The following is an 18,016-nucleotide window of genomic DNA, read 5'->3' on the forward strand; positions in this document are numbered from 1 at the left end:
ATACCACCAGTTTACCCCAGAATCCAGACTTAGGAATTACCGTTTTTGCGTCTCAAAATTATTTCTTGATTTTCTTCTTTTGTTTTATGTTTCTTCATATGAAACCTCTATCATTTTTATGATATTAGTTTATAGAAATAATGGTTCTACGCTAGGTGTTTGAATAGACGCTTACATAAAAACCATTCAAAAGCTGCTACAAAAGCTAAGTAAAAACAAGCTAGTAGTATTAGCTACTCACTACCAGCTTGTTTTTATTCCATAAGTTACTCCACACTCTCCGCCGTCTCTAACATATTTTCAATAAATATCCCATATCCCTTTGTCGGATTATTCACAAAAACATGTGTAACGGCACCGATAAGCTTTCCATTTTGGATGATGGGTGATCCTGACATTCCTTGAATAATCCCATTTGTAGAATCCAACACAGATTCATCAACTAATGTGAAAGTAATTCCTTTGATCCCAGTACTAGAATCACTATCTATTTCTGTAATCTCAATAAGACATTCTTGAATAGTATCATCCTCTAAAACAGTTAAAAAATATGCTTCCCCTAACTCTATTTCTTCTTTTGATGCACATTCTATAAGATCATTTGTATTGTATTCGATAGTATTAGTAATACCATAAATACCAAGATCACTATGATATAAAACTTCTCCTAAAACATCATCTCCAATCGTTGCAAATTTTTGCCCTGCTACACTAAATGTAGCTTTTTGAATCTCTGTAACATAACTATTATAAATAGTTCCGTTTTGTAACAAACCTAATGAAGATAAATCATCGAATGCCATTGCATGTCCTAATGCACCAAACATGTTTTCTTCAACATCAATATAGGTTAACGTTCCAATACCCAAGACTCGATCTTTTACATACAATCCTGTTTGTAAAAGGTCATCTTGATTGGACACTTTCAACTGATGTGACAATAAGTCTCCATCCCTTAAAATAGATAGTACAATTCCCTGTGAATCAACATATAACATTTGTAACTGTTCATTAAAATCACTTATTTGCCAAATTGCAACACTATTAACAGATAAAATAATATCTCCCTCATTTAATCCATTTTCTAAAGGATTATAAGAATTATCATCTATTATAATATTATATCCTCCCGTAATAACTACTCCTGGACATTCCAATTCAATTGCAATAGATGCACCAGAAGGAATAACTGTTTTTGCATATAATGCAAAAACACTATTGAAAAGCAAAATTAAAACAATAAAAATTGATAGAAATGATTTTTTTAAAAGCATAGACACCTCCTTTTGTAACCATTGTTACAAAATAGTTTGGCATCTATGCTTTTTATTATGTAAGATTTTTTTTAATAAAACGAACATGCTCTAATGATTCCTCAGTAATATTTTTTCCTGATATCATTTTTGCTAATTCCTCATTACTTGCTTGTTCATCAAGTAATTCTACTTTCACATGTGTTGAAATATCATCACTTTGCTTTGAAATAAAATAATGATAATCTTCATACGCTGCCACTTGGAATAAGTGCGTAATACAAAGTACTTGATAATGTTTCGAAATACGTTTCATAACACTTCCAATACTTTGAGCAACTTCTCCACTAACTCCACTATCTGCTTCATCAAAAATAATGGTAGAAGTAGTACCATATTTAAGTGTTTGAAGCTTAATTGCTAACATAATACGTGACAATTCACCACCAGAAGCAATTTTATGCAAAGGTTGTAATTTACTCCCAACATTTGTTTGAATTAAAAAACTAACCGCATCAATACCTTGTTTATTTAAATCAACTAAATCAAAATGAATCATAAAAACAACATTTGGTAGATGTAATTCTTTTAACAGTAATTCAATATCACTCTGTAAAATAAGGGCTTTTTGTTTACGTAATGAAGATATGGCTTGGGCTTGATGCATCATTTCCTTTTTAATATCTAAAAACTGATTTTGAAGTTGGTCTAAAAGAGATTCTCTTTGACTTGCAAATTCAATTTTTTTAACTAAATCATCTCTAGCACTAATAATACTTTCTAAAGAAAAACCATATTTTTTCTTTAAACGATTAAGCTTCCTTAATACATCCGATATATTTTCTAAATCAACACTATCATAATCCTGTCCATAATAAATAGTAGTAAAATTAGAATGGATATCTTTGATTGTATAAAATAAATCATATAATTTGTGATAATCTTCTTGATAATCTACATCCTCTTCTAATGTATCAATTTCACTAAGTGCTTCTTTTAATCCTGTGAATACTTGATTATCCATCAAGTATTCATAGCGTAAAAAAGATTCTTGAATTTTTAATGTATTTTCCATTTTCTTTTTTAAAGCATGTAGTTCATCTTCGTTAATATCATCTATATCAATAGCATTAATTTCATCAAGCTGTGCTTGATAAAAATCAATTTGTTCATCACTATATTCTTCTTGTTCTAAAGTAGCTATTTCTTTTTTTAAAATAGAGAATTTTTTAAATAACATTTGATATTCTCTAATAAGAGGTTCTAAATCATCATGTATGTATTGGTCCAATAATCCTAAATGGTTTTTAGGATTAAATAAACTATGTGTTTCGAATTGAGAATGTATATCAACCATTTTAGGCATAAGTTGTTTTAAAAAAGCCAAAGAAACTGTACGATAATTCATTTTAATGATACTTTTGCCATCAATAGAAATAGATTTAGAAACAATTAAAGTATCATCTACATCAAAATCATTATCAATTAAAAGTTGTTTTATATCTTTGTTATTAGAAACATCAAAAACACCTTCTATAAAAGCTTTTTCTTCTCCATTTTTAATCATGGAAACTTGGCTACGATCACCTAATAGTTGTCCGATTGCATCAATAATAATTGACTTACCTGCCCCTGTTTGGCCAGTTAAAACAGTCATCCCTTGATGAAAATCAATTGAACATGATTCAATGATTGCAAAATTTTGTATTATTAAGCTCTGTAACATAGTTTCACCTACCCTTTTAAACTAGCATGTCCTGATTCAACAACTTCTTGAATATCTATATTTGTAGTTTGTCCATTTTTTATAAAATGTCCAATAAATTCAATATTTCCACTTCCTCCAGTAATAGGAGAAAAATCTAATGCTTGGATTATTAATCCATTATCATTTGCAAAACCAATTACTTTTTCAATCACTTGATAATGAATTTCAGGATCTTTGACAATCCCTTTTTTACCAACTTCTTCCTTACCTGCTTCAAATTGAGGTTTAATTAGTGCCATTACACTATCCCCATCTTGAATAATCTTTCCTAAAGGTTGAAAAATATGGTAAAGAGAAATGAAAGATACATCGATTGTTGCAAAATTTGGTCTACCTTCCTCGAATAAATCGATTGTGGCATGTCTAAAATTTGTTTTTTCTTTTACAATAACTCTAGGATCATTTCTTAACTTCCAAACTAATTGATTTGTGCCAACATCAACAGCATACACTTTCTTTGCTCCATTTTGTAAAGAACAGTCTGTAAAACCACCTGTAGAAGAACCAATATCTAATACGATTTTATCTTGCAAACACAAATCAAAAACTTTTATAGCTTTTTCAAGTTTTAGACCACCTCTAGAAACATATGGCATGATTGATCCTTTTACAAATAAATTAGAATCAATATCAATTTTAGTGCCAGGTTTATCAATAATATCATAATCATCTCTTACAATACCTGCCATAATGGCACGTTTTGCTTTTTCACGAGAATCAAAAAAACCTTGTTCTACTAATAAAACATCTATTCTTTCTTTGGCCATCTAAAAACTCCTTTCAATATAATATACTAACGTAATTAGGATATTACTTCTTTTATCTTTTCTAATAATGAGTATTTATCAATTTTTTCATCACGATAAATATCATCAACACTTCCTGCAATTGAATAATGATCACCAATAGCAACACTACTAATTGAAACAGTTTTGTGATTTTGACTATAATAACTTGTTAATTGAGTAAATAACCCACCATTTTGTAAGTCAGTTTCATATACAATGATTGGTAATTTATATTCTGGAAGATGATTTACTAAATCGGTATCAATAGGTTTTAAAAATCTAGCATTTACTATATATGCTGGAATATGTTCTTGTTCTAAAAGCATTTCAACCACATCCACATTATCACCATATGTTATAATAATCACTTTAGGATTATCATTGTTTTTATAGTTTAACCATTTTCCGTATACCATTTCTTGATATTGTTCAGTTGGTTTCAAAACACTATTTCTGCTGATTCTCATCATATATGGTCGATCAAAATGATCAAAAGCATAATCCATAAAGCTAAGTGCTTCATTTGCATCACGAGGTGCAAAAATTGTTAAATTTGGTACCGGTAAAAACATACCGATATCAAACACACCATGATGTGTTGGTCCATCACTACCCACTATGCCACAACGATCGATACATATAAAGGAAGGTAAATTCATTCTGGCAATATCATGATTCATTTGATCATATGCCCGTTGTATAAAAGAAGAATAAACAGAAAGAAATGGTTTAGCCCCTTGAATACTTAAGCCTGCAACAAAAGTTACGGCATGTTCCTCTGCAATTCCTACATCAAAACAACGATCAGGATAATCATGAAATAATTTTGTCATTTTTGAACCATGAACCATCGCTGGAGTAACAGCGACGATTTGATCATCTTTTGCCATTAATGTATTCATATGATTACTGACTACTTTAGACCAACTTATTTTATTTTCATCTACTTTTTCTAATGATTGTCCAGATTCAATATCAAAAGGTCCAATACCATGCCATTTCCCACACTTATCATCAACTGCATGTACATATCCTTTTCCTTTTTGAGTATGAATATGAACAACAATACTTTCTTTACTTTCTTTCGCAAAATTTAAAGCTCTTTTCAATTCATTAATATCATGTCCATCTATTGGTCCAATATAACTTAAACCAAAATCATCAAACATAGTATGTTTAATTAAACTTTTTTTAAAGAACTCTTTGATAGATCTTGAAGTAGTAAAAATCTTATTACGAACATTACCTCCAGATAATAAATTACGATAATCCTTTTTTAAATGATTATATGTATTTGAAATTCGAATATTCGATAAAAAATGTTCTACATTTCCAACACGACTTCCAATCGACATATGATTATCATTTAATATTAAAATTACTTTATTATTTAAAGATGCGATGTGATTAAGTGCTTCTAAAGAAGGTCCTGATAGCATTGCACCATCTCCTACTACGGGAACAACATGAAAATTTTCATTTTTCAAATCCCTTGCAACCGCCATTCCAATAGCACCACTTAGTGCTGTTGAAGAATGTCCAGCTTCCCATACATCATGTTTCGATTCTTTGGTTTTTTGAAAACCGGATAAACCATCTGTTTTCCTCAAGGTAGGAAAATATTTTGCTCGACCAGTTAGTATTTTATGTACATAAGATTGATGTCCAACATCAAAAAATATTTTATCATTTGGAGAATCAAAAACAAGGTGTAAAGCTATTGTTAGTTCCACAATACCTAAATTACTAGATAGATGTCCACCCGTCTTTGAAATATTTTCAATTAAGAACGTACGAATAGAATCCGCTAAGTCATTTAGTTGTTTATCATCTAAAGTTTTTAAAAACTCAGGAGATTCTATTTTTGTAAGATCCATTTAATTCCCTCTTTTCTTTAATTGTTCAAAAATACCTAAATATATCTCATTATCACATGTTAGAGAAGATAATAAAGATTGACACTCTTTCAATAATTTTTCAACTTCTTGACAAGAAGCATCCATACCTAATAATTTAACATAGGTTGCTTTTCCATTTGCAATATCACTACCTGCATTCTTCCCTAATTTATCACTAGTCATTGTTACATCTAAAATATCATCTTGAATTTGGAACGCTAATCCTATCTTCATACCAATTTCTTTCCAAGTTGAAACATTATCATTGTCAACAATTGTTGCACCCATTTCTAGTGCAGCACTAATTAAAGCACCTGTTTTATAATAATGAATTTCTTCTAATTTTGTTAAATCAATTTTTTTCTTTTCAGATTCCATATCTAAATTTTGACCATATATCATGCCTTCCACACCACTAGCATCAAATAGGATTTGTAAACTTTTCAACTTTAATTCAGTATCAATATTAGCATTTAATATTACTAACATTGCTTGGTTTAAAAGAGCGTCACCAGCTAAAATAGCTGTTGCTTCTCCAAATTTAATATGACAAGTTGGTTTTCCACGACGTAATGAATCATCATCCATCCCTGGTAAATCATCATGAATTAAAGAATACGTATGAATCATTTCAATAGCACAAGCAATATCTAAATATTCCTCATAACTTACTCCATAACTACTTAAAACTTCTAAAAAGAAAACTGGACGTAATCTTTTACCACCTGCCATTAAAGAATATTGCATAGCATCTCTAACTTTACTAGGTTTGTAACTATCCATTATTTCCTGTAATCTTGTTTCTAATTGTTCTATCATATTATTCACCCTCTTTGAAATCTACAAATTCACCATTAATTTGTATTTTTGCAACCTTTCCTTCTATATTTTGTAGTTTTTTATTACAATGATTTGTTAGTAATATTCCTTCTTGATATAATTCAACACTTTGTTCTAATGATGTTTGTTGAGATTCTAATAATCTAACTATTTCTTCTATTCTTTTTAATGCTTCTTCAAATGTCATCTTATCCATTATGATTCCTCCCTTTTAGCTAATGCATAAACTATTCCATCATGATATTGTACTTTTAAAAGATCATTGTTATTTATATCTTTACTGCTAGTTATCACTTTATCATTAATATAAGTTATTGAATAACCTCTTTGCATTACTTTTAATGGGCTTAATGCATCTAACATAGCAACACTTTTGTTCCAACGATTTTGATTATTTAAAAGACGTGTATTCATTTGATGATGTAATGATTGTTCTAAACTATTTATATGTTGTGATGTATTTATTAAAAATAGTTTACTTAAGTGATGAAACTGTTGTGACGTTTTTTCAAAATTCACTTTCGTATTTATTATTTTGTTATCAAAAATATATTTCATATTATCCTGCGTATGTGCTAAACGTAGTTGATAATTTGTTACTAACTTTTCTGGATTTTTAAATAAATAAAAATTTGATAATGCATCTAATTTTTGTCTGTTCATTTGCACTTGATGTAATAATATTTCATGTAAACGACGTTCCAATATATTGGCAGATTGCTTTAATTCCATTAAATCGGGACAAGCAAGTGTAGCTCCAGCAGTTGGCGTTAATCCTCTTGCATCAGCAACATAATCACATATCGTAACATCAATTTCATGTCCAACCGCATTTATAATTGGTGTTTTACATGCAAATATTGTTCTAGCTAATTGTTCTTCATTAAAATTCCATAAATCTTCAATAGAACCCCCACCACGAGCTAATAAAATGGTAGAAAAACCATATTGGTCTACTTCTTTTAACTTATTAGAAATCGTAACATATGCGCCTTTTCCTTGAACTGGTATCGGGAAAATGATTACCTTTACCACTGGATATCTTTGACGAATAACTCTCATAATATCCATTAATGCAGCACTAGGATAAGCTGTTAAAATAGCGATACTTCTAGGAAATTTAGGAATATCTTTTTTATTTGCCTGATCAAACAATCCTTCTTTTAAAAGATCTTTCTTTAATTGTTCAAATTGCAAAAAAAGATTTCCGACACCATCTAATTCCATTGTATTTACACGAATTGAATAAGTTCCTCCAGCATCATATACAGAAACACTTCCTTCAATTAAAACCTTTAGTCCCTCTTTTGCTTCAAAAGCAAGTGACTTAAAATTATAAGAAAACATAACTGCATTAATGCGAGAATTATCATCTTTTAACGTAAAATACAAGTGACCAGAACTATGATGTTTCACATTAGAAATCTCACCTTTAATATAAACTTTTTGTAAATGTGTATCCTTATCAATTACCGAACCTATATAACGATTTAAACTAGCAACTGTTAAATATTGACGTTCCATTTTATAACTGGTTCAAAACACCATTTATATACTTGAAAGATTGTTCATCACAATATTTCTTTGTTAATTCAACAGCTTCATTAATAACAACTGTTTTCGCTAATTTTACTGTTAGTATTTCATAAGAACCAACAATTAAAATTGCCATTTCCATCTTAGATAGACGATCAATAGTCCATCCTGTTTTTAAATTAGCTGCTATTGCTTGTTTGTATTGTTCGATATTTTCAATAATGCTGATTACCATATCTTTACAGTATTTCATTTCATCATTATTTTTTGATAATATAACATCTGTTTCTATAAATTCTTCTACTTCTTCTATTTCATTATCCAATAAAACATACTGATAAATTGAAATTACTGCTTTTTCTCTAATTAATTTTTTTCTGATCTTTTCCATATTATTAACCTTCCAAACTTCTTAATAAATTTTACCATATTTTCATCTTAAAAGAAAATAAAAAGAATGAATTACTTCATTCTTTTTATTAAAAATGAATTGCTCGAATATAAATATTAACCCTACAATTTGTAAGCTCCGTCATTTGTTTTACTTTGTCCATAATTGCAGTTTGTAAATCTTGAGTTGTGCTAGCAACATTTACCCCATAGTCAACACATGCATCTACATCAATGATAATACTCTCATCTGCTATTTTTGCATTGATTGGAGAACGTCCCGAAATTTTAATACCTGAAGGGGCATCTAACTCAATTCCTTCTGCTCTTTTAATAGCAGCATATGCAATACCTTCAAACACTTGCATACAAACACTAGCAGAACCTAGATTTGTTTTTTCTTCTAATACGTAATGTTCTTGACTCATAATAAACACTCCTTTACTTACTACTATTGTAAAGAAATTTCTTAGAAAAGTAAAGTTACTTGTCAAACAAATTTAACCTCAACTTGATAATTTTGGCCATATTCATTCATTATTAATTGAATAATCGTATTTGCATCACTACTTGTTGCTGTTTCCTTTTCCACAACAACACTAATACTACTATCATTAATCTCTACATAAGCATTCACATATCCCGCTTCTACTAAAAGTGTAACAATTTCATCTTCCTTTGCAATCAGCTCTTTTGTTTGAGCAATTGATTCTAAGGCATCTTCAATATCTTGACTTGAACTATTGGCTGAAGCAATAACTTCATTATTACTAGTAACCAAATCTTGTCTAGAGGCATCTAATGTCTCTTGTAAACTAACAACCTCACTTGTAACTTCACTTACAACACTTATTTCTGTTTCATCAATTGGTGGTATCAAAATATAAAAAACGGATAGCACTAATATTAAACTAAATAAAGATAAGAATGTAATTGCTTGTCTATTCATCATAAATTCTCCTTTTTATCTTGCTTTAATATATGCAAAAAAGAAGTTAATATGAAAAAAAGAGCAAATATATTGCTCTTAATTAACTAAGCACGACCTTGGTATTTACCATCTGTTGTATTTACAACAACAACTTCGCCTTCACTGATAAATAAAGGTACTCTAATTTGATAACCTGTTTCAATGATTGCATATTTAGTAGCACCAGTTGCAGTATCCCCTTTAACAGCTGGTTCAGTTTCAATAATTTTAAAAGGAACATTAATAGGTAAAGATAAACCTAATACTTCTCCTTCAAAACTAGTAACTTCAACTTCATCACTTTCTTTCATGAAGTTCTTTTCCCATTTAAGAGAATCTCCATTAATTTCAATTTGATCATAAGTTTCATTATCCATAAATACTAATGCATCCCCATCATCATATAAATATTGCATTTTTCTTTTTTCAATATGAGCTCTTGCAACTTTATCATTACCACCAAAAGTAATTTCAGTAGTAGAACCACTTCTCATATTTTTCATTTTCACTTTAATATTTGCTGCAGCACGTGCAGTTTTATTATGTGACGCTTCTAATACAATGAATAGGTTTCCTTCATATTGAAATGTCATACCTGGTCTTAAATCACCAACATTAATCATAACTCTTCTCCTTAATTTATATAAATTTCTAAACAATTATATCAAATTAATGATACAAATTAAATAGTTTTTTGACAATTTGTTAGAAACTACTCTAATTCGAATTCTGTTATTTCATTTGTATAGCAATCAATCATCACTTTAAAACTTTTTGTATAAGTTGTTCCTTTTTGAATAGTCGATGTTATTTCATATTCAAACGTCGTATCATTAACCACATAATAAATCGTATAATCATCAAAAGAAGTTCTCCCACTCGGTAAATATCCATCTTCTAATGTCATGATATAGAACTCTATCATTGATAATTCGATCAAACGAGTCGTATCATATTCTAGATTTCTTTGATAAGAAGATACTTGATAAACTACCACATTCGCATATTCCACTAACATCGTATTGATCACTAAAAATAGCACTAACACTACTTGTAGTATCGTCCCCTTGCTCTTCGCTTTCATTTTCAACATAAACTCCTATCCAAAAAACAGTCTTTTGATCTTCTAATGTTATTTCCATATAAATCCGATATCCTTCTTGAAAGAAAGATACATCCTGAATATCTTCTTGATAAATCGTATAACCTGGTTGTTTAACTAAACGACTATTATTAAATGACAAGGTAAACTCCTGGTCTTCATCCATATAAACTAGCTCATCACCAATGGATATAATTTCTTTGGCATACAAAAGTCTACTAATTTGTAAAGCCCCAGCTTCTAATGATGTTTGTGAATTAGAAACATCATTCAGGTTTTTAGCAATGGATAAAATACTTGCTATATTTGTTGTAATACAACAACAAATTAGTAAAGATAGTAACATTTCAACTAAGGTAAAAGCTTTTGAATATCGCTTAGTTCGTCTAAACATATATCTTTCTCTCTTTCATAACGTTCTTCTATATATGTATGATATTCAGTAGCATTATCAGCTACTCGCACTGCTAATTGATTATACAAAGAAAGAAATAAAATAATGATTGTACAGTATATTTCAAAAGCAAACAAACTCTCTATTAGAGTAGATCCTTTACTGTACATTCATATGACCTGTTTCTAGATGAAATACAATGCTAGAACAATCACTTCCCTGACAAATCTCGACACTTGTTGCACTATTTATATGTCCCTCTTGATTAAAAGAAATAGTTTGCGTATCTTGAATATCAATTGAATCATCCCATTGATAACTAATGTTTTCATTTTCTAACTGACAACTAATACTATTCTTGTTTAATGTTATCTTTACACTTTGACAATAAGCAACAGAATATAGCTTTGCTTGTTCAATTGTTTCCATTATTTGATATACCACACTATCTAATGAGACTGTATCAACATATATTGTTTTCATGCTAAAGCTAGATAATATAATAATAGTACTTAAACAAAGCAAAGTTTCTACCAGGGTAAAACCATTACTCTTGTTCATATGCTTGTCCTCCACTAATGTAAATTGCATTCCCACTAGGGCATGTGGCTTGTGTTTCTTTTAAATAAGGAGTAGTACCAGAAGTTAAGTCACTTATACTTGTTGGTAATTCACCATTTTCTATTTGATATAAAATAATTTGTGCATTCACTACTTCTACCTGTGCTTCACAACTCTTATCTTTAATCGTATTATTTTTACTAGTAACATTTGGAATCACCAATAGCAATAAAACCAAAACAATGCTTACACAAAATATCATTTCCACCATCGTGAAGCCTTTATTATTCCTCATTTTCTCACCTCATTTCTTTTTTTAAATTCCTTCTATCACATTCATTAAAGGAAAAATAACAGAAAGATACACAAAAACTACAAATAACGCTACAAAACAATAGATGGAAGGAATAATGTAAAACAAAACTTTATTTATTTTTGTTTCCATCATTTTGCTAGATAATTCAATATAATCATCTAAGCTTTTATCATCAATTTTCTTTTGCATCATATAAATATATTGAACTAATAATTGATCTAAATAAGGACTACTAGCAATACATTGCTCTAAACTCACACCACTTTCAAACTGTTTCATTATTGGATATAAAACAACCTGTAAATCATGATTTTTTAAATGTTCATACAAAAATTCAATCGAAGCAGTTGTATCATAACCAGTTTTAAGTAATTCATTATAATAAAAAGAAAATTTAAATGAATAATATTTCTTTAATAGTGAAGATATTATTTTTTTATCTAATAATATTAACAAACGATAGCTCCATTTCTTTTTAACACAATAAATTAAATAAATAACCCAACCAATCAAATATCCTAAAAAAATAAAAACAACCAAAGGAATAACTTGAAACATAACAAACATAAACTCTTGAACAAACGATAAACTACTCCCAAAATCTTCAATCATAATTCGAACTTGTGGCAATAAAAACCAGCTTACAAAGATAGAAAAGAAAAATAGAAAAACTAATAAAAAAACAGGATATAATAATTGTTTCCTTAATTGATTCATTATTTGTTTTTGTTTTTTACAAGTTTCTAAAGTAAGATTAATTGCTTTTGAAATACTATTCTTTTTAAGAAAAAAACAAAAATACTCTTTAAAAAATGATTCTTTATAAGCATTCATAATAGCATTCTCAATCGATAATCCTTCTTTTAACCCTTCTTCAAAAAGAATGATTTCTTTTGAATGAAAAGAAATTTTTAATAACTTAACAATATCTTGCATAGCATATCCTTGTGATAACAACAAGGATAAAAACTCGAGTTCTAAATAATCATTATCCATTTTCTAACCATTCCTTTTGAACTTTATCAATTACTTTTAATCCATATAAATAGTCATAACAATTTTGATAAGTAAAATAATCACTACTTTCCTTATTAAAATAATCCAAAAGCTGTGCTTTATTAATTAGTTCTCCAATAACAATCGTTTTCTTGATAAGATTTTGGTGTAATAAAGATTGATTTAGAACACCTATTAATGTTTCTTGGATATCAAGGGCTTCACATTCTAAATTAAATAACCTTTGAATAGTAGTTATACAACTACTTGCATGAATAGTAGCAAGCACCAAATGACCCGTTAAAGCTGCACTAACAGCTAATTTAGCTGTTTTCGTATCTCTAACCTCCCCTATGACAATTACATCAGGATCATGCCTTAAAACCTGTTTTAAAGTATCGTGATACGTGATATCCATTGATTCATTAATTTGTATTTGCAAACATTTCTTTTTATTCACCTCAATAGGATCTTCTAAAGTAATAATATGAAAATTATCTTGTTTAATTAATTCATCAATTATGGTATATAGTGTGGTAGACTTCCCAGATCCAGTCGGTCCACTAATAACAAACAATCCTTGTTTTCGCGTAACTAACCATTCCAAATATTCTTGAATCGGTTTTATAATAAATAGAGAATGAAATTCTAAGTCAGGATGGTTATCTAAAATTCTAATCACTAAACTTTCCATTGTTAAACTAGGAATACTTGATATCCTTAAATTATAATTAATTTGTTTATAAAGAAACACAAAATGACCAGTCTGTGGTTTTAGTTTATAATTCACATCGATATTAGAAAGAAATTTAAGTTGATTAATTAATCGCAACCCTTGTTCATATTGTTGTTTTATAACGAATTCACGGACACCATGAATTCGATAATAAATCATACATTCTTTATCCAACGTAATATGAATGTCACTCGCATTTTGTTTTATTGCACTAACAAATATTTTTTCAAACTGATCGTTCATTATTTATCCCTCCCACTAGGATATACTAATGAACAATACAAATTACTTTAAAAAAAAAGAAACTTTCGTTTCTTTTTAGAAATATGGATTTGTTTCTTGTTCTTGTTTTAAAGTTGTACTAGGACCATGACCAGGGTAAACTACTGCATCATAATCGAGTGACTTCATTTTTTGAATGGATTGAATCGTATCATGCTTAGAAGAACTTGGAAAATCAAATCTCCCGATAGAACCTTGAAAAAGAACATCTCCACTAAAAATAATATTCTCTTTTACAAAACGAATCATCGAACTTCCTTGACAATGTCCTGGTAAAAACATCCATTCTATATCAAAAGAACCAATTGTAAAATAAGTAGGTGCTTCTAATGTTGGAGACTCCACAACAAAAGAATTCCCATGACATGATAAATTCAAACTTGGTTGCACGATCATTTCGATTGTTTCTTGATGACAATAAATAGGACAAGGATATTGTTTATAAACATAATCAACAGCCCCAATATGATCATGATGTCCATGAGTTAATAAAATAGCATCCACCATTAGTTCATTTTCATTCAAATAATTCACTATTTTTCTTCCTATTGATCCAGGATCAATAATAATACAATGTTTATGTTCATCTTGAACAATATAACAATTAGTTTGATAACTACCTAAGACTAATGTTTTTAATTTCATTTCATTTCCCTCCAATGATTCACTACTCTTTACCTCTTCTATTTTAGACGATTCAAAATAAAAATCAATAAAATAAAAACCAACAAAGTTATATTTGTTGGCTTTTTTAAAAATTATTTTTTTTCTTTGTGTACTTTTTTAGCGTTACATCTTGGACAATATTTATTAACTTCCATTCTGTCAGGATGATTTCTTTTATTTTTTGTATTAATATAGTTTTCTTCGCCACATTCTGTACATTTTAAAATAATATTTTCTCTCATGATTGCACCTCCATTACCTAAACTTTCGAGACTAATCATAACATACTATAAAAGGAAATACTAGTTAATTTTTAACATATTTTCATAAGTCGCTAATTATAATCTTATAAAGTATCTTTATGATATACAAACTCCCAATCTGCGTTAAAATCATCGACTGCTTTTTCGATATTTGGATTCGCAAATATTTGCTTTAAAACCGCTACTGGTGCAGTAATTGCTTGAGAACCACTATTAAATGAATCTTTTACTTGTTGAACTCCTTTAAAGCTAGCAGCTAAAATTTTACAATCATAACCATCCATAAGGATACGATTCGATAATTCTGTAATCAATTCATAAGGATCACTTCCTAAATTACCAATACGATTTACATAAGGAGCAATATAATCAGCCCCACTAGCAAGTGCTATATAACCTTGCATTAAATCATAAACAGCAGTAGCAGTAACATGAACTCCCTGTGCTTTTAATGCTTTAATTGCTTTTGTCCCTTCATATGAAACAGGTACCTTGATATAAACTTGATCATCTATTTTTTCTAAAATAGTTTTAGCTTCTAACATTATTCCTTCATAATCTTTTGAAATAACTTGAACATGTAAACTTCTTTCCATACCAATAATTTTTCTTACTTCTTTCATATGATTAAAGAAATCTTCTGGTGCTGTTGCTTTTACAATTGACGGATTACTAGTAACACCGACAATTGGCATATATTCTACTGCTTCTTTAATATCTTTTAAATCAATTGTATCAACTATAAATTCCATTTCTTTTTTCTCCTTATATTGTTTGTTCTGTTCTTTCTATAATATCATCTTGTGTTGCCTTCGACAAGACGTTAAAGAATGCTGAATAGCCAGCAACTCTTACTATTAAATCACGATGATCTTCGGGATGTATTTGAGCATCTATTAATGTTTCTTTGGAAACAACATTGTATTGTACATGATATCCATCTAAACGATTAAAGAATGTTTTTATCATCATCTGTAATTTTTGATTATTTTCATTTGATTCTAACATTTGTGGGGTTACTTTTTGATTCAACAATACACCACCTGTGATTTCTTTAGTAGGTAATTTTGAAACTGATTTAAATATTGCTGTTGGTCCATTTTGATCCATTGAATGAGATGGTGAACAACCTTCTGCTAAAGGAGCTCTTGCTTTTCTTCCGTCTGGCGTTGCCATCGTTGCAAATCCTTGACCAACATTTGCTGAGATACTTGATGTTCCGGCATAACGTATACCACCTATTGGTCCCCTTTGATGACGAGTATTCGGATATTTTTTCATCTCATCAATATAGATTTGATAAACATCAACAACTAATTGATCTGCATAATCATCATCATTGCCATATTTAGGTGCATCATATATCAAAAGTTGTTGCACTTTTTTGCTCTTTTCACTTGAAAAATCATCCTCTAAAGCATCCATTAATTGATCACATGAAATTTTCTTTTCTTCAAATACTAATTTCTTAATAGCAGCAAGACTATCTGCCATATTTGCAATACCAACTTGTAGACCGGAAATAAAATCATAAATTGCTCCGCCTTCTTTAATTGTTTTTCCTCTACCAATACAATCTTGTGTTAAAGCAGAGCATAAAACATCGGGAACTTCTCTTTCTAGGGCTAAATCAATAGCATTTTCTACAATAACGCTCATTCTAGTAATTTCACGAAGTGCTTTATCTATTGCTTGCATTAGTTCATCAAATGAATGCATCTCTCTAAAATTACCAGAGCCTTCAATAAAACGATCTTTCGATGTTGGATCAATTCCATCATTCATAACAATTAATAATATTTTAGGAAAATTAATATAACTCATTCCAGTACAACGATATCCCCACTTTCCTGGTACAGCTGTTTCAACACAACCAATAGCAGAATAATTATAAGCATCTTCTTCACTAACACCTTTTTCTATAAAAGATGGAATAATAATTTCATCATTATTAAAAGCCGGCATCCCTGTTCCTAGTTTCATTACTTCAATTGCTTCATTCATAAAATCACTTGGCATATTACGATGATATCTTACTGTAAGATTGGGTTGGGGTAATTTTGTTTGAGCGACTGACTTTAGTACTAAATAGGACATTTCATTGGTAGCATCTTTTTTATCAGGTGTTTGTCCACCAACAGTAACATTTTGATACATTGGACTACCAGCACTAGAGAAAGTATGTGACTGACTTCGTATTTTATTTATAGTCATTGTTTTAATCCATAAGTTTGTTAATAATTCACTAGCTTGATCTTCTGTAATTCTTTTTTCTTTTCTATCTTTCAGATAGAACGGATTCATATATTGATCAAATCTTCCATAAGAAAGCGAATGACCATTTGATTCTATTTGTAAAATTAGTTGAATAAACCATGTTGATTGGATTGCTTCATGATAGGTAGTAGCTGGCATATAAGGTACTTTTGTACAAATATGACTTATTTCTAACAGCTCTTTTTTTCTCGGTCCTAGAGCACTTTTCGATAGTTCTAAAGCTAGTTTGCTATAACGTAGAGCATATGTTTTAACAGCTTGAATAACGATTAGAACAGCTTTATAAAATTGATACTTATCAATATTTTCAACAACACATAAATCCAACTTTTCCAACAAATCATTTACTCTTTGTTCATAAGCAATTAAACCATTCTTTAAAACATATTCGTAATCAACTGCTAAATGAGCATCCCCAGAATTTAGTTTTCCTTCCATTCCAAAAAAGCCATGCTTCATAAATACATCTACTTTATCAGGCAATAACGCTCCCCCAGTACTACGAAGATTATTATTTTCCCAAAAAGGAGCAATAGAACGCAAATCTTTTTTTGTTTGTTCTGTAATATAGAAAACATCCCCATCACGTTTTTCAAAAAGATCTAATTCTTTAATCACAAAATCCAAAGTATATTCTGGAAATACAGGCGCATCATTATTAGAAGAAGCTTGGTTTCCAACAATAAGTGTTTGATCTTCAATATAGATATCCATCTTTTCCAAAATATTTTGTAACATCAAAGCTCTTTTCATAACAGCACATAAATGTTGATTTTGTTGATACACCTCTGTTACTAATAACGCTCTTTGACTACAAATATATGGTTTTTTTGTTAATACTGACTCACGATATGAATCCATTCGTGAAGTTAAAAATCCAAAATGACTATTCTTTTCCATTATTCCCTCCTTGTATGTTTCAAATGAAATATATATTTACTTCAAAAGTTAACTTTATTATAATACAAATCTAAAATATG

Annotated in this window: 22 protein-coding genes; all 22 read right to left on the reverse strand. The window is 29.4% G+C overall.

What is annotated here, in order from left to right; all coding sequences use genetic code 11:
• Window positions 1–266 precede the first annotated feature (266 nt).
• Complete coding sequence (locus tag LRR82_RS04875; RefSeq protein ID WP_249030408.1) at window positions 267–1,274, reverse strand: SpoIVB peptidase S55 domain-containing protein; 1,008 nt, start codon at window positions 1,272–1,274, stop codon at window positions 267–269.
• Between the two features lie 55 nt (window positions 1,275–1,329).
• On the reverse strand, window positions 1,330–2,979 hold the full coding sequence (locus LRR82_RS04880) for a DNA repair protein RecN (RefSeq protein WP_249030409.1): 1,650 nt from the start codon (window positions 2,977–2,979) through the stop codon (window positions 1,330–1,332).
• Between the two features lie 8 nt (window positions 2,980–2,987).
• Complete coding sequence (locus LRR82_RS04885; protein ID WP_249030410.1) at window positions 2,988–3,788, reverse strand: TlyA family RNA methyltransferase; 801 nt, start codon at window positions 3,786–3,788, stop codon at window positions 2,988–2,990.
• A gap of 35 nt (window positions 3,789–3,823) precedes the next feature.
• The gene (gene dxs / locus LRR82_RS04890; RefSeq protein WP_249030411.1) at window positions 3,824–5,686 is read right to left on the reverse strand and encodes a 1-deoxy-D-xylulose-5-phosphate synthase; all 1,863 of its coding nucleotides are present in this window, start codon (window positions 5,684–5,686) and stop codon (window positions 3,824–3,826) included.
• Window positions 5,687–6,526 (reverse strand): polyprenyl synthetase family protein, encoded by an 840-nt coding sequence (locus LRR82_RS04895; RefSeq protein WP_249030412.1) that lies wholly within the window; start codon window positions 6,524–6,526, stop codon window positions 5,687–5,689.
• 1 nt (window position 6,527) lies between these two features.
• On the reverse strand, window positions 6,528–6,743 hold the full coding sequence (xseB, locus tag LRR82_RS04900) for an exodeoxyribonuclease VII small subunit (RefSeq protein ID WP_249030413.1): 216 nt from the start codon (window positions 6,741–6,743) through the stop codon (window positions 6,528–6,530).
• Complete coding sequence (gene xseA / locus LRR82_RS04905) at window positions 6,743–8,071, reverse strand: exodeoxyribonuclease VII large subunit (protein ID WP_249030414.1); 1,329 nt, start codon at window positions 8,069–8,071, stop codon at window positions 6,743–6,745. The genes xseB and xseA overlap by 1 nt, the downstream gene beginning before the upstream one ends.
• 1 nt (window position 8,072) lies before the next feature.
• Window positions 8,073–8,474 carry a transcription antitermination factor NusB gene (gene nusB, locus LRR82_RS04910; RefSeq protein ID WP_249030415.1) on the reverse strand — a complete coding sequence of 134 codons (402 nt, stop codon included), beginning with the start codon at window positions 8,472–8,474 and terminating at the stop codon, window positions 8,073–8,075.
• Window positions 8,475–8,562: 88 nt separating this feature from the next.
• Window positions 8,563–8,901 carry an Asp23/Gls24 family envelope stress response protein gene (locus LRR82_RS04915; RefSeq protein WP_249030416.1) on the reverse strand — a complete coding sequence of 113 codons (339 nt, stop codon included), beginning with the start codon at window positions 8,899–8,901 and terminating at the stop codon, window positions 8,563–8,565.
• 62 nt (window positions 8,902–8,963) lie between these two features.
• Complete coding sequence (locus LRR82_RS04920) at window positions 8,964–9,425, reverse strand: SpoIIIAH-like family protein (RefSeq protein ID WP_249030417.1); 462 nt, start codon at window positions 9,423–9,425, stop codon at window positions 8,964–8,966.
• Between the two features lie 83 nt (window positions 9,426–9,508).
• Window positions 9,509–10,066, reverse strand: a complete 558-nt coding sequence (gene efp, locus LRR82_RS04925; protein WP_249030418.1) for an elongation factor P — start codon at window positions 10,064–10,066, stop codon at window positions 9,509–9,511.
• 89 nt (window positions 10,067–10,155) lie between these two features.
• Complete coding sequence (locus tag LRR82_RS04930) at window positions 10,156–10,461, reverse strand: hypothetical protein (RefSeq protein WP_249030419.1); 306 nt, start codon at window positions 10,459–10,461, stop codon at window positions 10,156–10,158.
• Entirely contained in the window at window positions 10,394–10,939 is a 546-nt protein-coding gene (locus LRR82_RS04935; RefSeq protein ID WP_249030420.1) for a hypothetical protein, read from the reverse strand. The genes LRR82_RS04930 and LRR82_RS04935 overlap by 68 nt, the downstream gene beginning before the upstream one ends.
• Window positions 10,897–11,109, reverse strand: a complete 213-nt coding sequence (locus LRR82_RS04940; RefSeq protein ID WP_249030421.1) for a hypothetical protein — start codon at window positions 11,107–11,109, stop codon at window positions 10,897–10,899. Before LRR82_RS04940 ends, LRR82_RS04935 begins: the two co-directional genes overlap by 43 nt.
• Entirely contained in the window at window positions 11,099–11,500 is a 402-nt protein-coding gene (locus LRR82_RS04945) for a type II secretion system protein (protein WP_249030422.1), read from the reverse strand. The genes LRR82_RS04940 and LRR82_RS04945 overlap by 11 nt, the downstream gene beginning before the upstream one ends.
• On the reverse strand, window positions 11,487–11,795 hold the full coding sequence (gene comGC / locus LRR82_RS04950) for a competence type IV pilus major pilin ComGC (protein ID WP_249030423.1): 309 nt from the start codon (window positions 11,793–11,795) through the stop codon (window positions 11,487–11,489). The genes LRR82_RS04945 and comGC overlap by 14 nt, the downstream gene beginning before the upstream one ends.
• Window positions 11,796–11,816: 21 nt before the next feature.
• Window positions 11,817–12,812: a type II secretion system F family protein gene (locus LRR82_RS04955; protein WP_249030424.1), complete on the reverse strand. Its 996-nt coding sequence runs from the start codon at window positions 12,810–12,812 to the stop codon at window positions 11,817–11,819.
• Window positions 12,805–13,791, reverse strand: coding sequence for an ATPase, T2SS/T4P/T4SS family (locus LRR82_RS04960; RefSeq protein WP_249030425.1), 987 nt, complete (start codon window positions 13,789–13,791; stop codon window positions 12,805–12,807). The genes LRR82_RS04955 and LRR82_RS04960 overlap by 8 nt, the downstream gene beginning before the upstream one ends.
• A gap of 75 nt (window positions 13,792–13,866) precedes the next feature.
• Entirely contained in the window at window positions 13,867–14,475 is a 609-nt protein-coding gene (locus tag LRR82_RS04965; protein WP_249030426.1) for an MBL fold metallo-hydrolase, read from the reverse strand.
• Window positions 14,476–14,588: 113 nt separating this feature from the next.
• A complete protein-coding gene (gene rpmG, locus LRR82_RS04970) occupies window positions 14,589–14,738 on the reverse strand; it encodes a 50S ribosomal protein L33 (RefSeq protein ID WP_249030427.1) in 150 nt (49 codons plus the stop codon).
• 104 nt (window positions 14,739–14,842) lie between these two features.
• Window positions 14,843–15,511 carry a fructose-6-phosphate aldolase gene (locus LRR82_RS04975; protein ID WP_249030428.1) on the reverse strand — a complete coding sequence of 223 codons (669 nt, stop codon included), beginning with the start codon at window positions 15,509–15,511 and terminating at the stop codon, window positions 14,843–14,845.
• Between the two features lie 13 nt (window positions 15,512–15,524).
• The gene (locus LRR82_RS04980) at window positions 15,525–17,936 is read right to left on the reverse strand and encodes a glycyl radical protein (protein ID WP_249030429.1); all 2,412 of its coding nucleotides are present in this window, start codon (window positions 17,934–17,936) and stop codon (window positions 15,525–15,527) included.
• Window positions 17,937–18,016 lie beyond the last annotated feature (80 nt).

The sequence above is a fragment of the Tannockella kyphosi genome (assembly GCF_021054785.1).
Classification (GTDB): Bacteria; Bacillota_I; Bacilli_A; order Erysipelotrichales; family Coprobacillaceae; genus Tannockella; species Tannockella kyphosi.